At 67.0% G+C, this 17,573-nt stretch carries 16 protein-coding genes; 11 read left to right on the forward strand and 5 right to left on the reverse strand.

Annotated features, from left to right (window positions below; genetic code table 11):
- The first annotated feature begins 43 nt into the window (after positions 1-43).
- Both ABRP34_RS16195 and ABRP34_RS16200 read left to right on the forward strand, forming a co-directional pair.
- The gene (locus ABRP34_RS16195) at positions 44-973 is read left to right on the forward strand and encodes a pantoate--beta-alanine ligase (protein ID WP_353710986.1); all 930 of its coding nucleotides are present in this window, start codon (positions 44-46) and stop codon (positions 971-973) included.
- A gap of 134 nt (positions 974-1,107) precedes the next feature.
- Positions 1,108-2,622 (forward strand): MDR family MFS transporter, encoded by a 1,515-nt coding sequence (locus tag ABRP34_RS16200; RefSeq protein WP_353710987.1) that lies wholly within the window; start codon positions 1,108-1,110, stop codon positions 2,620-2,622.
- A gap of 127 nt (positions 2,623-2,749) precedes the next feature.
- Here ABRP34_RS16200 and ABRP34_RS16205 read toward each other — a convergent pair whose 3' ends face one another.
- Both ABRP34_RS16205 and ABRP34_RS16210 read right to left on the reverse strand, forming a co-directional pair.
- The gene (locus ABRP34_RS16205) at positions 2,750-3,586 is read right to left on the reverse strand and encodes an alpha/beta hydrolase (RefSeq protein ID WP_307099107.1); all 837 of its coding nucleotides are present in this window, start codon (positions 3,584-3,586) and stop codon (positions 2,750-2,752) included.
- Positions 3,587-3,629: 43 nt separating this feature from the next.
- Positions 3,630-4,583, reverse strand: coding sequence for an alpha/beta hydrolase (locus ABRP34_RS16210; RefSeq protein WP_353710988.1), 954 nt, complete (start codon positions 4,581-4,583; stop codon positions 3,630-3,632).
- Between the two features lie 139 nt (positions 4,584-4,722).
- On the opposite strand from ABRP34_RS16210, the gene lysS reads away from it, so the two are divergent.
- From lysS to ABRP34_RS16240, 6 genes are all read left to right on the forward strand, one after another.
- A complete protein-coding gene (gene lysS, locus ABRP34_RS16215; RefSeq protein ID WP_353710989.1) occupies positions 4,723-6,261 on the forward strand; it encodes a lysine--tRNA ligase in 1,539 nt (512 codons plus the stop codon).
- Positions 6,262-6,263: 2 nt separating this feature from the next.
- On the forward strand, positions 6,264-6,449 hold the full coding sequence (locus ABRP34_RS16220) for a hypothetical protein (protein WP_043418082.1): 186 nt from the start codon (positions 6,264-6,266) through the stop codon (positions 6,447-6,449).
- A gap of 138 nt (positions 6,450-6,587) precedes the next feature.
- Positions 6,588-6,914 (forward strand): Lsr2 family protein, encoded by a 327-nt coding sequence (locus ABRP34_RS16225; protein ID WP_003799757.1) that lies wholly within the window; start codon positions 6,588-6,590, stop codon positions 6,912-6,914.
- A gap of 431 nt (positions 6,915-7,345) precedes the next feature.
- Positions 7,346-9,838 carry an ATP-dependent Clp protease ATP-binding subunit gene (locus tag ABRP34_RS16230; RefSeq protein WP_003799759.1) on the forward strand — a complete coding sequence of 831 codons (2,493 nt, stop codon included), beginning with the start codon at positions 7,346-7,348 and terminating at the stop codon, positions 9,836-9,838.
- A gap of 159 nt (positions 9,839-9,997) precedes the next feature.
- Positions 9,998-12,118: a prolyl oligopeptidase family serine peptidase gene (locus ABRP34_RS16235; protein WP_353710990.1), complete on the forward strand. Its 2,121-nt coding sequence runs from the start codon at positions 9,998-10,000 to the stop codon at positions 12,116-12,118.
- Between the two features lie 46 nt (positions 12,119-12,164).
- Entirely contained in the window at positions 12,165-12,674 is a 510-nt protein-coding gene (locus ABRP34_RS16240) for an amino-acid N-acetyltransferase (protein ID WP_003799763.1), read from the forward strand.
- Here the strand turns inward: ABRP34_RS16240 and ABRP34_RS16245 are convergent.
- On the reverse strand, positions 12,661-12,936 hold the full coding sequence (locus ABRP34_RS16245) for a hypothetical protein (RefSeq protein ID WP_353710991.1): 276 nt from the start codon (positions 12,934-12,936) through the stop codon (positions 12,661-12,663). The two genes, ABRP34_RS16240 and ABRP34_RS16245, sit on opposite strands and share 14 nt — an antisense overlap.
- Before the next feature lie 2 nt (positions 12,937-12,938).
- A complete protein-coding gene (locus ABRP34_RS16250) occupies positions 12,939-14,315 on the reverse strand; it encodes a glycosyltransferase (protein ID WP_353710992.1) in 1,377 nt (458 codons plus the stop codon).
- A gap of 328 nt (positions 14,316-14,643) precedes the next feature.
- On the opposite strand from ABRP34_RS16250, the gene dhaK reads away from it, so the two are divergent.
- From dhaK to dhaM, 3 genes are read left to right on the forward strand one after another with little or no spacing between them, the layout of a single operon-like run.
- Complete coding sequence (gene dhaK, locus ABRP34_RS16255) at positions 14,644-15,645, forward strand: dihydroxyacetone kinase subunit DhaK (RefSeq protein ID WP_003799768.1); 1,002 nt, start codon at positions 14,644-14,646, stop codon at positions 15,643-15,645.
- 2 nt (positions 15,646-15,647) lie between these two features.
- A complete protein-coding gene (dhaL, locus tag ABRP34_RS16260) occupies positions 15,648-16,274 on the forward strand; it encodes a dihydroxyacetone kinase subunit DhaL (RefSeq protein WP_003799771.1) in 627 nt (208 codons plus the stop codon).
- Complete coding sequence (gene dhaM / locus ABRP34_RS16265) at positions 16,271-16,996, forward strand: dihydroxyacetone kinase phosphoryl donor subunit DhaM (RefSeq protein WP_353710993.1); 726 nt, start codon at positions 16,271-16,273, stop codon at positions 16,994-16,996. The genes dhaL and dhaM overlap by 4 nt, the downstream gene beginning before the upstream one ends.
- 16 nt (positions 16,997-17,012) lie before the next feature.
- Here dhaM and ABRP34_RS16270 read toward each other — a convergent pair whose 3' ends face one another.
- On the reverse strand, positions 17,013-17,489 hold the full coding sequence (locus ABRP34_RS16270; protein ID WP_306302335.1) for a hypothetical protein: 477 nt from the start codon (positions 17,487-17,489) through the stop codon (positions 17,013-17,015).
- Positions 17,490-17,573: the final 84 nt, after the last annotated feature.

Consider the following 17,573-nt stretch of genomic DNA (forward strand, 5'->3'; position numbering starts at 1 on the left):
GCCGTGCGTGAAAACGGCCACAGGGCCAAGGGAGGACACTGACATGGCAATCCGACTCGTAACGACGGCGGACTCCCTCCGTGCACAAAGCCGGCTGCTGCTGACCCAAAAGAACGGCTCGTCGTTGGGCCTCGTGCCCACCATGGGCGCCCTGCACGCTGGCCACGGGCGGCTGGCGCGGGCCGCCGTCGAACAGAACGATGTTGTGGTGGCCTCCATCTTTGTGAACCCGCTGCAGTTCGGCGAGGCGCAGGACCTGGACCGGTATCCACGGACCCTCGAGGCGGACATGGCGCTGCTGGAGGAGCAGGGCGTGGACCTGGTCTTCGCGCCATCGGTCGAGGAGATGTACCCGGGCGGCCAGCCGATGGTCCGGGTCACCTCCGGCCCGCTGGGGGAGAAGTGGGAGGGCGCCTCCCGGCCCGGGCACTTCGACGGCGCGCTCACCGTGGTGGCCAAGCTGCTGCACCTGGGCATCCCCAGCACGGGCCTCCCCGGTGGCAGCGCCTTCGTTGCCGGCGCCGGCGGCGGATTGCCGGCTTACCGCGCCTATTTTGGCCAGAAGGATGCGCAGCAGCTGGTCCTGGTGCGCCGGATGGTGGCGGACCTGAACTTTCCCGTGGAGATCGTGGCGGTGCCAACCGCCCGCGCCGCCGACGGGCTGGCACTGTCCAGCCGGAACCGCTTCCTCTCGGACGAGGAACGGGAGGCAGCGCTGGTCCTGTCCCGCGCGCTGCACCTCATTGAGGAGCGGGCGAACACCAACGAGCCCCTCGATGTGGGCTCGGCCAGGGCACTGATCGAGTCCCAGCCACTGGTCCGGCTCGACTACCTCGACGTCGTGGATCCCGTCACCCTGGAGCCGCTCGCCGAGAACTGCCACGAGACACCCTTCCGCGGTGAAGGACTGGCACTGGTAGCCGCGAAGGTAGGCGCCGTGCGGCTGATCGACAACGTCCCGCTCAGTTCCTAACGAGTAACTCGCCGGGTGACCCGCATCCCGGGTGGCTTGGGCCCTGTGCGGGGAATGAGCGGTGCCACTACACTGTTGGAGTCTGCAGCGGCGCTGACCGCCAGCCACCACTCCAACTCCCTGAGGGCCTCGCCATGTCTACCAACGTCACGTCCAACTCGTCTGGCGAACCTGCCCGGGAGCCGGCCGCTCCCGTTGTAACGCCGGCCGGTGCGCCGGCATCCCCGGCCGCAGCACCGCCGTCGGACAAGATGTCCCGCGAGTCCGTGACGGTGATCGTCACGCTGCTGGTGGCCACCTTCGTGGTGATCCTGAACGAAACCATCATGAACGTTGCCCTGCAGCGGCTCATGGTGGACCTGCGCGTGGATGCCCCGACCGTCCAGTGGCTCTCCACCGGGTTCATGCTGACCATGGCCGTGGTGATTCCGACCACCGGCTTCATCCTCCAGCGGCTGTCGACCCGGTCCGTCTTCCTCCTGGCGATGGGTCTGTTCGCCGGCGGCACGGCGCTCGCCGCCGCGGCGCCCGGCTATGAAATCCTCCTGCTGGCGCGGATCATCCAGGCCGGCGGTACCGCCATCATGCTTCCCCTGCTGATGACCACCATCCTCACGCTGGTCCCGCTGGCCCGCCGCGGCGCCGTGATGGGCAATGTCAGCATTGCCATTTCCGTCGCACCGGCCATGGGACCCACGGTTTCCGGTTTCATCCTGCAGCACTTCTCCTGGCGCTTCATGTTCATCTTTGTCCTGCCCATTGCCCTGGCGGCCCTGGCAATTGGTGCCAGGTTCCTCACCAACGTCGGCGAGACCGAAAAGTCCAGGCTCGACTTCCTCTCCGTGGTCCTGACCGTCCCCGCCTTCGGCGGCCTCGTCTACGGCCTCAGCCAGATCGGCGGCGGCCACGGCGGCAGCAGCGGCCCGAGCATGCTGGCCGTGGTGGCGCTGGTTGTTGGTGTGGCCGGCCTTTCCGCGTTCACGTTCCGCCAGCTCCGGCTGCAGAGGTCCGAGGCTCCGCTGCTGGACCTGCGGGCCTTCAATTTCCGGATGTTCACGGTGTCCGTGCTGCTGATGGTGGTGTCCATGGTGGCCCTGTTCGGCGCCGTGATCCTGTTGCCGCTGTACCTGCAGGAGATCCGCGGGCTGCAGTCGCTTGAGACCGGCCTGGCCCTGCTGCCCGGGGGCCTCGCCATGGGCCTGCTCGGCCCGGTGATCGGCCGCCTGTTCGACAAGGTCGGCCCCCTGCCGCTGACGGTCACCGGATCCTCGCTCATGGTCCTGACACTCTGGCAGTTCGCAATGCTCGACGCCGGCACTCCGGTCTGGTGGATCGTCACCTTGCACGTCGGGCTCAGTTTCGGGCTCGCGCTGCTCTTCACGCCGGCCTTCACCACCGGCCTGAACCCGTTGCCGCCGCACCTGTACTCGCACGGCTCGGCCATCATGAGCACCCTGCAGCAGGTGGCCGGCGCGGCGGGCACGGCACTGCTCGTGTCCATCTTCGCCTTCGTTTCCGCGGGCTCCGGCCTCGTTGCGGGCATGAATGCCGCATTCCTGACGGCAACCGTCATAGCCGTTGCCGCCGTCGTACTTTCCACCATGATGCGGAAGACGGCAGGAGCCGAAGGCACACCCGCCGCCCACTAGGGCGCGAACGAACACTTAAGCCCCGCCACCGAAGCGCGAACGTACACTTAAGCCCCGGAAAGTCCCGGAAAGTGGGGCTCAAGTGTTCGTTCGCGCTGTGGTTTCGACAGGCCCAACCAGCGGGGGCTCAGCCGGCGAAGAACTCGCTGAGTTCGGTGATGAGCTTGTCCGGGGCGCGGTTGGCGCCGTCGTGCCCGAAGCCCGGCAGGATGGTGTAGCTGGAACCGGAGAGGACGTCGTGGATCTGGCCGCAGGCCACGCCGAAGTAGGCCGGGCTCTTCTCGCCCACGATGATGAGCGTCTCGAGCGGCAGCGCCAGGAACGGTTCGGCCGGCATGTCCGCCGCGATGATCGCCTTGATCTCCCGGACGCCGGTGCGCATCATTTCGCGCATCTGCTTGCCCACCGACGTTCCCGCCGTGAGCTTGTTGGCGAGGGTCATCATGGACAGCGGCATGCGGGAGGAGAAGGCGCTCTCGGCCTCGAGCCCGCGGAGCAGGACCGCGAGGGCACGGTCGTCGTCCCCGGCCGCCGTCGCCCGTTCGTATTCGGTGGTCCAGTCGGCCGTGACGCTGTGGTTGACGGAGACTGCGGGATCGTAGACGGCGAGCCGTTCCACCGGGAGGGTCCGCGCCGCGTGGATAGCCACGGCGCCGCCGAAGCTGTGGCCGAAGACGTCGGTGCTGGCCGTGTGCTTCATGACGGTGTCGAGGTCGCGGATGTCGACGTCCAGGGTGTAATCCCCGGCCTGTTCGGAGGAGGCGCCCCGGCCGCGGCGGTTGAATGTGTGCACCGGCCGGCCGAGGGAGGCGCTGAGTTTCTGCGCGAAGCGGGTGTAGTCCGCCGCCGTCACCATGGAGGCCGTAACCACAACCACGCCGGAACCGGCCGTGGCCAACTCAGCGCCCGTGCTGAACAGCTCGAGCTTGCCGCCGTCGGGTGTGCTGATGATCTCGCGAGTCATGCTCCGAGCCTATCGGAGGCGGGCCCCTGCTGACAGCCAGCGGCTACCTGCGCCGGCGCTTCCTGCTCAGTGGCCGGACGGTTCCGTCAGTGCCGTTCAGGAAGCGCGCCATCCGGATGGCCAGGCGCTTGCCCGGCCGGATCGGCCCCTCGTGCAGCTGGCCGGGAACCACCGCGAAGTCGATGGCCGGCACCGCCGACGCCAGCTGCCGGCCGGTGTCGGCAAAGTATCCCGGGCTCCAGCCGCCGCTGAGCATCAGCGTGGGGGTGGTCAGTTCCATGTAATCCGCGAGCTCAGCGTCGGCGTCGAGCACCGCCCGCATCTCCTTGACGGCCGTCGGCAGCAACTCCCGCATTTCGGCTCCGACGTTGGTCCGGGCCGACATGATGCTCAGCATCCGCAGCGCGCCGAGGGGCAGGTACGACAACGGCCCGGCCGTGGCCAGGCCCTGCACCAAATGCGCCCAGGCATGGTTAAGCTGCCCCTCCGTCACGGCCTGCTCCAGTTCCGGCCGCCAGCGGTGGTCCAGGTTGCCGGAAAGGGACACCGCGGCGTCGTACGTGACGAGCCGGCGCAACGGCATGTTGCGCGCCGCCTGAAGGGCCACGAAGCCGCCGAAGCTGTGCGCCACCACATCCTCCGACCCCGTCGCCTTCATCACGGCGGCGAGGTCCCCGATCTCGGTGGTGACGGAATAGTCGTCCGGCTGCGGCGCGGAACCGGCGCGGCCGCGGCGGTTGTAACAGTGCACCGGCCGGCTCAGCAGGAGGCTCAGGTTGCGCGCGAACGGCCGGTACAGTGCGTCGGTCACCAGTGTTCCGTGGATAACGACGACGCCGGGCGCCGTCACCGGGGCCGGGTCACCTTTCGCGGAGGCACTGCCGGCAGAAGTGCCGGCCATGCTGCCGCCGTGGGCGCGGGTGAGTGTGGCGGGCCTGAAGGAGTGCACCTCAAGCCGGCTGCCGTCGTCGTCCGTCTCAACTGTCCAGGTCTCCACAGCCCGAGTCTATGCCCCACCCCCTCCGGAGTTTTTGTACTGATATCGCGCCCAAATGGCCTTGGAAGTCCGAATATCTGGACAAAAACTCCAAGGTGCGGGGGGCCGAACTCCGATCCGGGAAGTCCCGGTAAACTTGATGACTGTGACTTCCCAAAACACCCCCGCCCCCAAGAACGCCCCAGAACCGCTCGACGCCAGCGAACAGATGCGCATCCGCATGGACAAGCGCGCCAAGCTGATCGAACGCGGGTCGGAGGCGTACCCGGTGGGTGTTGAGCGCACGCACTCGCTCAGCGAGATCCGCGAAAAGTACGCCCACCTGCAGGCCGACGAGACCACCGGCGACGTCGTGGGCGTCACCGGCCGCGTGGTGTTCGTCCGGAACACGGGCAAGCTGTGCTTCGCCACATTGCAGGAAGGCGGCACCGACGGCAAGGGCACCCGGCTGCAGGCCATGCTCAGCCTGGCGAACGTGGGCGAAGAGGCGCTCGCGGACTGGAAGGCCCTGGTTGACCTGGGCGACCACGTCTTCATCAAGGGCGAAGTCATCTCGTCCCGCCGCGGTGAGCTCTCCGTCATGGCCGAGTCCTGGTCCATGGCCTCCAAGGCGCTGCGCCCGCTGCCGGTGCTGCACGCCGAACTCAACGAGGAAACCCGCGTCCGCCAGCGCTACGTGGACCTGATGGTCCGCGACGAGGCCCGCGAAATGGTCTACACCCGCGCCGCCATCACCCGCTCCATCCGCGAGACCCTGTTCCGCCACGCCTACGTCGAGGTGGAGACGCCCATCCTCCAGCTGGTCCACGGCGGCGCCCTCGCCCGTCCGTTCGAAACGCACATGAACGCGTTCGACCAGAAGATGACGCTGCGCATCGCCACCGAGCTGTACCTCAAGCGCGCCGTGGTGGGCGGCATCGACCGCGTCTACGACATGGGCCGCGTGTTCCGCAACGAGGGTGTGGACTCGACCCACAGCCCGGAGTTCACCACGCTCGAGTGCTACGAGGCGTGGGCGGACCAGTTCGTCATGGCCGAGCGCATCAAGGAGATCATCCTGGACGCCGCGGACGCCGTGGGGGCCGGACGCACGCTGCAGACCGAGGCGGGGGAGATCAACCTCGACGGCGACTGGGCCTGGGTGGCCGTATACCCGGGGCTTTCCGAAGCAGTGGGCCAGGAGATCACCCCGGACACCACACTCGAGGAACTGCGAGCCGTGGCCGGGAAGCACGACGTCAAGGTGGACCCCAAGTGGGATGCCGAGAAGCTGGCGGTGGAACTCTTCGGCGAAATCGTGGAACCCACCCTGCTGAACCCCACGTTTGTCTACGACTACCCGCCGTCCGCACAGCCGCTGGCCCGCCCGCACCGCGAGGACGGCCGCCTGATCGAGGCCTGGGACCTGATTATCGGCGGCATGGAGCGCGGCACCGCCTTCTCCGAGCTCATTGACCCGGTCATCCAGCGCGAACGCCTCACCGAACAGTCCATGCACGCGGCAGCCGGCGACGTCGAGGCAATGCAGCTGGACGAGGACTTCCTCCGCGCCCTGGAGTACGGTGCGCCTCCCATGGGCGGCATCGGCCTGGGCATCGACCGGCTGGTCATGCTCTTCACCGGCGCTGGCATCCGCGAAACCATTCTCTTCCCCCTGCTCAAGCCCGAAGGCCACTGATGATGGACTACGTCGCCGTACTGCTGCCCTCGCTGGTAGTTGGCTTGCTCTTTTGGTTTGCAATGAAGTCGATCTTTAACGCGGACAAGGCAGAACGCCAGGCCGAAGCACGCGCGCAGGCCGAAGCCGACGCGCAGGCGGCAGCCGGAGACGATTCCGCAGAACCGCCGAGTAAATCAGACAAATAGCAGGTGACTTTTTTCGCCCCGCGGTTTTCCCCAAGGAACCATTGCGTGTTTTGACGCGTTGCCTTATTGGGGGAGATACTTCAGGTGGAAACATCCTGCTTTTCTGATTACACGTCCTTTCCAAAAGAGAGATTTTTGATGGCACAGAAAGTCAATATCGTCCTCGTGGACGATCTGGATGGGGGATCTGCGGACGAAACCGTTCGCTTCGGCCTGGATGGCGTCGGTTATGAAATTGACCTGTCCTCGGCCAACGCTTCAGAACTGCGGTCATCACTGGAACGCTTTGTTTCAGCCGGCCGCAAAACGTCCGGCGGCCGTCCGACCCGTGCCAAGGCAACGGGAGGACGCAGTCAGGACTCTGCCCAGATACGCCAGTGGGCGCGGGACCACGGTTACACCGTAAACGCGCGCGGCCGTATTCAGGCAGAAATCCAGGAAGCCTACCAAAAGGCCAATTCCTAGCCTGGAGCCCTGACAATCAGCCAGGGCAAAAAGTTCGAAGCAAATGTGCGGCGCCCCCGGTTGACGGGGGCGCTGCGCTTTAACCGGCCGCTGCCGTCCGCATTAATCAGAACCGGCGTTAATCAGAACCGCAGCCAGGCGGTAATCGATTCCGATGAGCACGGGAATCCGACGGTGTGCAAGCTAATCTGCTGCCGCTGGCACATTCCGCGCCGGGTGATTTCCGGCACCCCGCCAAGCGAAACGGTAAATTCACGCCGCGTGCCAGCCGGATGCTATTCAGGCCTTCTCCGGCATCGCGCCGGCAGGGCCGTTAGGCCGGCTGCGCGGACCCGTGCAAGACCCCCGGTTTCCCCTGTGGCGAACAAGCTCCCCAAGTCAGGGTTCCCCCACGTAGCATCAAAGTACGTCGTAGCTAGGAGTGTGGCGAAATGTTTGAGCGATTTACGGACCGTGCCCGTCGCGTAGTTGTGCTTGCCCAAGAAGAGGCACGCATGCTGAACCACAATTACATTGGTACCGAACACATCCTCTTGGGTCTGATCCACGAGGGTGAGGGCGTTGCCGCCAAAGCTCTTGAGTCCTTGAGCATTTCGCTCGACGGCGTCCGCGAGCAGGTGCAGGAGATCATCGGCCAGGGCCAGCAGGCGCCTTCCGGCCACATCCCCTTCACGCCGCGTGCAAAGAAGGTGCTGGAGCTTTCGCTGCGCGAAGCCCTGCAGCTCGGCCACAACTACATCGGCACGGAGCACATCCTGCTGGGACTCATCCGCGAGGGTGAGGGTGTGGCGGCGCAGGTGCTGGTGAAGCTCGGTGCCGACCTCAACCGGGTCCGCCAGCAGGTGATCCAGCTGCTCTCCGGCTACCAGGGCAAAGAAAGCACTGGCGCCGGCGTCGGCCAGAGCCAGGCAGAGGGTACCCCCGCCGGCTCTGTGGTGCTGGACCAGTTCGGCCGGAACCTGACACAGGCCGCCCGTGAGAACAAGCTGGACCCTGTGATCGGCCGCGAGCAGGAAATGGAACGCGTCATGCAGGTCCTTTCCCGCCGCACCAAGAACAACCCCGTGCTGATCGGTGAGCCCGGCGTCGGCAAGACCGCCGTCGTCGAGGGACTGGCCCAGGCGATCGTGCGCGGCGACGTGCCGGAGACCATCAAGGACAAGCAGCTGTACACGCTGGACCTTGGCTCCCTCGTGGCCGGCTCCCGCTACCGCGGTGACTTCGAAGAGCGGCTGAAGAAGGTCCTCAAGGAAATCCGCACCCGCGGCGACATCATCCTCTTCATCGACGAGATCCACACCCTCGTGGGCGCCGGTGCCGCCGAAGGTGCCATCGACGCGGCCTCGATCCTGAAGCCGATGCTGGCCCGGGGCGAGCTGCAGACCATTGGTGCCACCACTTTGGACGAGTACCGCAAGCACATCGAGAAGGACGCCGCGCTTGAGCGCCGCTTCCAGCCCATCCAGGTCAAGGAGCCCTCGGTTGCGCACGCGATCGAGATCCTCAAGGGCCTGCGTGACCGCTACGAGGCGCACCACCGCGTCACCATTACCGACGGCGCCCTCGCCTCGGCCGCGAACCTCTCCGAACGCTACATTTCGGACCGGTTCCTGCCGGACAAGGCGATCGACCTCATCGACGAAGCCGGTGCCCGGCTCCGGATCCGCCGCATGACTGCTCCGCCGGAGCTCAAGGAGATGGATGAGCGAATCTCCGAGCTGAAGATGGAGAAGGAGTCCGCGATTGACGCGCAGGACTTCGAGGGTGCTGCCGCGCTGCGCGACAAGGAGCAGAAGCTCATCACGGAGCGCTCCGAGAAGGAACGCCACTGGAAGACCGGCGGCATGGACGACATCTCCGAGGTGGACGAGGACCTGATCGCCGAAGTCCTCGCCAACTCCACGGGCATCCCGGTCTTCAAGCTGACCGAGGAAGAATCCTCGCGCCTGCTGAAGATGGAAGACGAACTGCACAAGCGCGTCGTCGGCCAGGACGAAGCCATCAAGGCCCTGTCCCAGGCCATCCGCCGCACCCGTGCCGGCCTGAAGGACCCGAAGCGTCCGGGCGGCTCGTTCATCTTCGCCGGCCCCACCGGCGTCGGCAAGACCGAGCTCGCCAAGGCCCTCGCGGAGTTCCTGTTCGGTGAAGAGGATGCCCTCATCACGCTGGACATGTCCGAGTACTCCGAGAAGCACACGGTGTCCCGGCTCTTCGGTGCCCCTCCGGGCTACGTCGGCTACGAAGAGGGCGGGCAGCTGACCGAGAAGGTCCGCCGCCGTCCGTTCTCCGTGGTCCTGTTCGACGAAGTGGAGAAGGCCCACGCGGACCTCTTCAACTCGCTGCTGCAGATCCTGGAAGACGGCCGCCTGACCGACTCCCAGGGCCGCGTGGTGGACTTCAAGAACACCGTGATCATCATGACCACGAACCTCGGAACCCGGGACATCTCCAAGAGCGTTGCCACCGGTTTCCAGTCCGGCACGGACACCCAGACCGGCTACAACCGGATGCGCGCCCGGGTCACGGAGGAGCTCAAGCAGCACTTCCGCCCCGAGTTCCTCAACCGTGTTGACGACGTCGTGGTGTTCCCGCAGCTGACGCAGGACGAGATCATCGAGATCGTGGACCTGTTCGTGACGCGCCTGGAGAAGCGCCTCAAGGACAAGGACATGGGCATCGAGCTGACCAAGGCAGCCAAGGTTCTCCTGGCCACCCGCGGCTACGATCCCGCCATGGGTGCCCGGCCGCTGCGCCGCACCATCCAGCGCGAGATCGAGGACCAGCTCTCCGAGAAGATCCTCTTCGGCGAGCTGCACCCCGGCGACATCGTGGTGGTGGATGTGGACGGCGAAGGCGACGACGCGAAGTTCACCTTCGCCGGCAACGCCAAGCCGCGCATCCCGGAAATCGCCCCGAGCGCCTAGCTGCCGGCCGCACTCCAGCGCCAAGAGGCCCCGCCAGTCCCCGAAAGGGGGCAGGCGGGGCCTCTTGCGTCGGTCCGTGGCGGCGCAGTTCTGAAAGCACTGTTTCACTAATAGTGAACCCTGCTGTGATCCAGGGCATAGGAGGTGTTGAATCAGCACATGTCAACTGAAGATGCAGCGATCCTGCGTGAGCAACCGGCGACGCCCTTCCACGACCTCGACCACTACCTGGCGATCCCGCGCGTCAGTGGCCTGGCGCTCAGCCCCGACGGCGGCCGGCTGGTGACCACGGTGGCCACACTCAACAGCAAGGGGACCGAATACGGCACGGCGCTGTGGGAGCTGGACCCGGCGGGCGAGAAGCAGGCCCGCAGGATCACCCGCAGTGCCAAGGGCGAAGCCGGCGCCGCGTTCGCGGCCAACGGCGACGTCTACTTCACCTCCGCCCGGCCGGATCCGGACAAGGAGGCCGACGGTGATCCCGTCAGTGCGCTCTGGGTGCTCCCCGCAGACGGCGGGGAGGCCCGCATGGTCCTTTCCAGGCCAGGCGGCGTGGACAAGGTCATGGCGGCCAGGGACGCGAACGCGGCATTCGTCACCGCGTCCGTCCTTGCCGGATCCAGCGACGAGGAGGACGACGCCGAACGCCGCAAGAGCCGCAAGGACAACAAGGTGGCGGCCATCCTGCACAGCGAATATCCGGTGCGCTACTGGGACGCGGACCTCGGTCCTGCCCAGCCGAGGCTCTTCGCCGTGGAGCCGGGGCCCGAGCAGGAACCCGGCAAGCCCGCCATCGTGGACAGCGCCGCGCCCCTCACGCTGCGCAACCTCACCCCGCAGGCAGGGTCCCGCCTCCGCGAGGCCATCTCTGTGGTCAGCCCGGACGGCAAGACCATCTACACGAGCCTGGTGAAACCATTGCCGAAGGCGGACCTGCGCTCGGTCCTTGCCGCCGTGGACGTCGCCACGGGCACCCTCAGAGTCCTCCTCGACGAGGAGGGCATGAACTACTTCCCGGGACCTGTCAGCCCCGACGGCAGCACACTGGCGGTGGTCAGTGAAAGCGACACAACGCCCCAGCAGGCCCCGCAGGTCAAACTTCACCTGCTCGACGTGTCCGGGGAAGCCGGCCGGGAGGACCTGCAGCCCCTGGCGCACGGATGGGACAGGTGGGCCCACCCGGAGGCGTGGCTACCCGACGGCTCCGCCCTCCTGGTCACCGCGGACGACGACGGCGCGTCGCCGGTTTTCGCCATCACCGTTGCGGCAGGTGCCGCCCGGGGGAGCGTCACCCGGGTGACGCCGGACGCCGCCGCCTACACCGACGTCGTCGTTTCACCCGACGGACGCAGCGCCTACGCGCTGCGGAGCTCGTATGAGTTCCCCGCCGAGCCTGTCCGGATCGACCTCGCCGCCGGGGATGTCACGCGGCTGCCGTCCCCGGCCGAACGGCCGCAAACGGAGGGGTCGCTGGAGCGCGTGGAGACGACGGCGGCCGACGGCACCCGTGTTCCTGCCTACCTGGCCCTGCCGGCCGGGGCCTCCGCCGAGAGCCCCGCACCGCTGCTGCTGTGGATCCACGGTGGTCCGCTGGGATCCTGGAACGCCTGGACCTGGCGCTGGAACCCGTGGCTGCTCACGGCCCGGGGCTACGCTGTGCTGCTGCCGGATCCCGCGTTGTCCACGGGCTACGGGCAGGGATACATCCAGCGGGGCTGGGGCGGCTGGGGCAAGGCGCCGTACACGGACCTCATGGCCATCACTGATTCGGTGGTGCAGCGGCCGGACATCGACGGCAGCCGCACGGCCGCGATGGGCGGCTCCTTCGGCGGCTACATGGCCAACTGGGTAGCCGGGCAGACCGACCGCTTCAAGGCGATCGTCACCCATGCCAGCCTGTGGGCGCTGGACCAGTTCGGGCCCACCACCGACGCGTCGCAGTACTGGCTCAAGGAGATGACGGCGGAAATGGCGCTGGAGAACTCCCCGCACCTGCACGTCGAGAAGATCCGGACGCCCATGCTGGTCATCCATGGCGACAAGGACTACCGCGTGCCCATCGGGGAAGGCCTGCGGCTCTGGTACGAGCTGCTGTCCAAGTCCCAGCTCCCCTCCGACGACAACGGACAGACGAGCCACCGGTTCCTTTTCTACCCCGACGAGAACCACTGGATCCTGCAGCCGCAGCACGCCAAGGTCTGGTACGGCGTGGTGGAACACTTCCTGGCCAGGAATGTCCTCGGCAGGGACATCGAACTCCCGGCCGACCTGGGCCTGTGACCTCCGGGCCGAAGAGGACCGTGGCTGTCGCCGTAAGATGGGGGCTGTGACTGACTCCTTCACCGTTCGCCCTGCCCGGACCAGCGATGTCGCTGCCATCAAGAAGCTGGTGGCGCCGCTGGCGGAAGAGCGAATACTGATGGCCAAGGAGACGGTGGCCTATTACGAGAGTCTGCAGGAGTTCCTTATCGCCGAGTCGGCGGCCGGTGAGGTCATCGGCTGCGGCGCCCTGCACGTCATGTGGGAGGACCTCGCGGAAGTCCGCACGCTGGCGGCCTCGGATGCGTGGCGTGGCAAGGGCGTGGGGCACGTCCTGGTCGAGAGCCTCCTGAAACAGGCAGAGGCGCTGGGCGTCGCGCGGGTGTTTTGCCTGACCTTCGAGGTGGACTTCTTCAAGCGGCACGGCTTCGAGGTGATGGCCGACCAGTCGGCAGTGGACCCACAGGTGTACTCCGAGCTGCTGCGCTCGCACGACGAAGGCGTGGCGGAGTTCCTGGACCTCGCGCGCGTGAAGCCCAACACGCTCGGCAACACCCGGATGATCAAGGCTCTCTAGAGCCTGCACCGACCTCCTCGCGGCTGTACTCCGCGTCCGCCCGCCCCGGCTCGCCCTGCCCGTCCGGGTAGATGCCGCGGGGTTCGGACCGTTGCCCGCGCCGCCAGTCCGGCGACTGCAGCTTCGGGAGGACCTTGGCGAGGGCCAGTGCCGCGTACATCACCGTGTTCACCGCCACGAAGGCGGCCATGAAGCGGAACCAGTCGGTGAAGAGCAGCGCCTCGGGCACGAGGATGCCTGCTGGTACTGCTGCTGCGATCATGCTCAGCCCGCCTTTGCCAGGTGCTTCCAGCTGGCCTCCCGGCCCACTGACATGTCGATGATGCCCTTCACGTAGACCACGTTGAGGAACATGTCGAACATCAGCTCCGGGACTACGGTCATCGCCAGGAGTCGCGCCCGCCAGCCTCCGCGCCAGACGGTGACCACGCGCTCAAAGGAGAAGAGCAGCCCCAGTCCCAGCCAGAAGGGGAACCAGATCCAGGTGTCCAGCGCGAGCACCGTCAGGAGGATCAGCATCAGGTAGGAAGTCAAGGCGATGACGCCGTAACCGAGGCCGAACTGCTGGGCCCAGTACCGTGCGGTGGGCGGGGTCAGGCCATATGCTCCGAGGTTTTCCAGGGCACCGCGCTGCCACCGCAGGCGCTGGGCCCAGAGCGTCCGCCACGTGGGCATGAGTTCGGTGACCACCGCGCACTCAGACGGTGAGACCATGAGGCCGCCAAGCGACTTCAGGGCGATGGTCAGCTCGTTGTCTTCGGTGAGTGCCCAGGTGTCGTAGACGTCCCCTGCCACGCCGGGCAGCGCAGTGCCGCGGTTCGCGGCCACGGCCCGCAGCGCGGCCGGACGGAATACGGAGGCGGTTCCCGTGAGCACGAAGACCCGGCCCCGCCGGCGCTTCATGTCCCGCGCGTACCTGATGTATTCGTTGCGCTGGAACTGGCCAAGCAGCCCGTGGCCCTGTTCGCCGTAGAAGAGCCCGCCGACGGCCATGAGGGCCCTGTCGCGGGTGAAGTATTCGACGGCGCAGGCCAGGAAGCCGTCGTCGAGCAGGGTATCGGCGTCCATCACCATGACCAGATCGTTGTCGCCCTGCCCGGGGAGCAGCCGCTTCAGCGCCTGGTTCAGGGCACCGGCCTTCTTTTGGCTGTTGTATACCGTCTCCAATACTTCGACGCCGGCCGCACGGGCGACGTCGACTGTCGCGTCGGTGCAGTTGTCCGCGACGACGATGATCCGCTGCGGCGGGTGGGATTGGGCGAGAAGCGACGCAAGTGTCGAAGGCAGCGACGCTGCTTCATTGTGCGCCGGGATGAGGACGGTGAGGGTGACCGGGCCGGTGTAAACGCCCCTGGTCTTCGCCATCACGATCCGGGGCGCCAGTGGCTGTCCAGGGCTTGCTGACCGGCGCGCCTTCAGGGAGATGTGGCGGTCGGCCAGCGCGATCCCGGCAATGAGCAGGAAGGCGACGGCGACCGACGTCGTCAGCAGCCACGGCGCCGGGGCTTCGGCGACGTAGAGCACGCCCCAGATCCCCAGCAGCATGCCCTTGCTCGGGGCGGACACCGCCGGCGGCAGGGTGGCCGTCACCGCCAGCCACAGCAGCGCGGCTGTGCCGGCAGCCGCCAGGGCGATCATCATACCGGCGGTCTTCTGCAGCGTGCGTGGCGGTTTTATGGTTCACTCCATCCGGTGTGCGGGCTGACGTGGTCGTCGATCTGACCGAAGCGATCGTTGCAGGACCGTCTCGGGTTTCCCGCGGGAACCGATCAAGATCGGATCAAAATTGCTGCGTGCTACCCCTTTCATTTTATAAATTTGCTGGATAAACTATCGGGGAACCGGAAGGGGCAGCATTGGGGGCTGCCCCTTCCGCCATTTCCGAACTTCCCCGCAGCCGGTGCCGGTAGTAGGGTCAAAGCACATCCTGACCGATGTCAATGAAGCACCGAGAGCCCAGGAGCCGGCCGTGAAAAAGCTCATCAATGACCCCCGCGCTGTAGTCGATGAATCCGTGGAGGGATTCGGCCTTGCCCATGCCGACCTCGTGACCGTCAGCGCCGACCCGAAGTACGTCACCCGCAAGGATGCCCCCGTTGCAGGCAAAGTGGGCCTGGTATCCGGGGGTGGCAGCGGGCATGAACCGCTGCACGCCGGCTTTGTGGGGCGTGGCATGCTCGACGCCGCCGTGCCCGGCGCCGTCTTTACCTCACCGACCCCCGACCAGATCATTCCGGCCACGCTCGCCGTGAACTCCGGTGCCGGCGTGGTCCACATCGTCAAGAACTACACCGGCGACGTGCTGAATTTTGAGACTGCGGCGGAGATGGCCCAGGCGGAGGGTGTGGAAGTCCGTACCGTGCTCGTCAACGACGACGTCGCAGTGGAGGATTCGCTGTACACGGCCGGGCGCAGGGGGGTGGGCGGCACGGTGCTGGTGGAGAAGATCGCCGGTGCCGCAGCAGAGCGCGGTGACGACCTCGACGCGGTGGCGGCCATCGGCGACCGCGTGAACCAGAACGTGCGGACCATGGGCGTTGCGCTCTCGGCCTGCACGGTGCCACACGCCGGATCCCCGAGCTTTGACCTTGAGGACAACGAAATTGAAATTGGCATCGGTATCCACGGCGAGCCGGGCCGGCACAAGATCGCCATGGAAAACGCCGACGGCATCACCAACCGCCTGCTGGAACCGATTCTCAGCGACCTCGGAACGGCGTCGGGGGAGAAGGTGCTCCTGTTCGTCAACGGCATGGGCGGAACGCCGCTGAGTGAGCTGTACATTGTCTACCGCCGGGCCGCCCAGATCCTGGCGGAGCGCGGCATCGCGGTGGAGCGTTCCCTTGTGGGGAACTACATCACGTCCCTTGAGATGCAGGGCTGCTCCGTCTCCGTGCTGCGGCTTGACGACGAGATGACGGCCCTCTGGGACGCACCTGTGCACACGCCTGCCCTGCGCTGGGGAGTGTAGCAGTGGGGCTGGACGTGACCTGGGCCGTCAAATGGCTGACGCTGTCCGCCCAGGCAATGGCGGAACACAGGGTGGAACTCATCGAGCTGGACAGGGCGATCGGGGATTCGGACCACGGCGAGAACATGGACCGCGGCTTCCAGGCGGTCCTCGACAAGCTGGCCGAAAGCCCTCCTGAGACCCCCGGTGCGGCGCTCAAGCTGACGGCCATGGCGCTGATGTCGAAGGTCGGCGGTGCTGCCGGCCCGCTCTACGGCACGGCCTTCCTGCGGGCCGCGACCACTCTTGGGGATGCCGCGTATGTCGACGCCCCGGCGCTCGCGGCAGCACTCGCGGCGGCGAGGGACGGCATCGTGGCCCGGGGCAAGGCGGAGTCGGGCGACAAGACGATGGTGGATGCCTGGACGCCGGCCGCTGATGCGGCGGCGGCAGCCGCGGCAGACGGCGACACCCTGGCAGTCCTCATCGCCGCGGCGGAAGCTGCCGAGGCCGGTGCCGTGGCCACGGACCCCCTGGTGGCGCGCAAGGGCCGGGCCAGCTACCTCGGGGAGCGCAGTGCGGGGCACCGTGACCCCGGGGCGGCCTCGAGTGCCCTCATTCTCCGCGCCGCAGCCGGAGCCGCCGCATGACGGTGCGGATCGTGGTGGTTTCGCACAGTGACAAGATTGCAGACGGGGCCGTGGAACTCGCTGCCCAGATGGCACCGGACGTGATGATGGTTCCGGCCGGCGGAACGTCTGACGGCCGGATCGGCACCAGCATGGACAAGGTGATGGCAGCACTGGAAACCGCGGCCGGAGGCGACGGCGTTGTGGTGCTGGCCGATCTGGGGTCAGCAGTGATGACGGCGGAGTCCGCCATGGAGTTCGCCGAGGGCGGCGCCCCGGTGCTACTCGCAGACGCCCCCATTGTGGAGGGCCTCGTGGCGGCCGCGGTGGCAGCCCAGGGCGGCGCCAGCGTCCATGCTGTCCGGCGTGCCGCCGAGGCCACGCACGGCTATCCTGCGTCCCGTCCCAAAGCCGAGGACCATGTGGCCGCGGGCGGCCCGGCGGCCTACGGCCCGGCGGCGGGAGAGCCCGCAGCACCGGCCGCCCCGGATGCCAGCGGCGACTTCGAGCTCGTCAACCTCGCAGGCATGCACGCCCGGCCAGCCGCTAAGATAGCCGGCGGCCTGTCGGCGCTGGACGCGGAGGTGACGGTGAACGGAGTGGATGGCGCCTCCATGACGGGGCTGATGACACTCGCCGCCGGCAAGGGCTCGGTGCTTCATGTGGAAGCGTCCGGACCCGACGCCGAGCGTGCCGTCGCGTACGTGGCGGGGCTGGTCAGGAACGGATTCGGGGAACCCTGATGCGGATCAGCCCGGGTTACCTGTCCTGCCTGAGGCCCGCCGCATCCAGCACCACGGAAGCGGAGACAAACCGTCCGCACTGTTCGCCAAACGGATAGCTGGCCTTGGGTTCGAAGTGCAGCGTGCGCGGGGGCAGCGGCTTGCCGTTGGCGTAAGACCCGCTTGCGGTGACGTCGATGGGGGAGTCGCCCAGGGTATCCAGTTCAAGCAGCCCGCGTTGGGTGCCGTCGGGCTTGGACGTTGCCGAACACGCGCCGTCGGGCCTTGAATCATCGGCGCAGCCCAGATCCACCGGGACGGAGCCCGGCACAAGGTCAACGGTGTCCTCTTTGCACTTGCCGTCCTGGCAGGCCTTGAGGTGGAGCGTTTTCACTTCTTGGGAGTAGCCGGCCGCCACAGTGACGGCGACCCCGGACACCTGGCCGACGGCCGGGCATGCCGACTCGAAAGCATGGCAGCCCGAGATGAGCGCCGTGGTCGTGATTGTGGCCAAAAGTACCCCTGCCTTGCCCATAGTTCAGGGTAGATCCGCCCGTCGGCGGAGGAGCCGGCGGGGCGAAACTGGCGCCCGCATTGT

Source organism: Arthrobacter sp. K5, assembly GCF_040448525.1.
GTDB lineage: Bacteria > Actinomycetota > Actinomycetes > Actinomycetales > Micrococcaceae > Arthrobacter > Arthrobacter globiformis.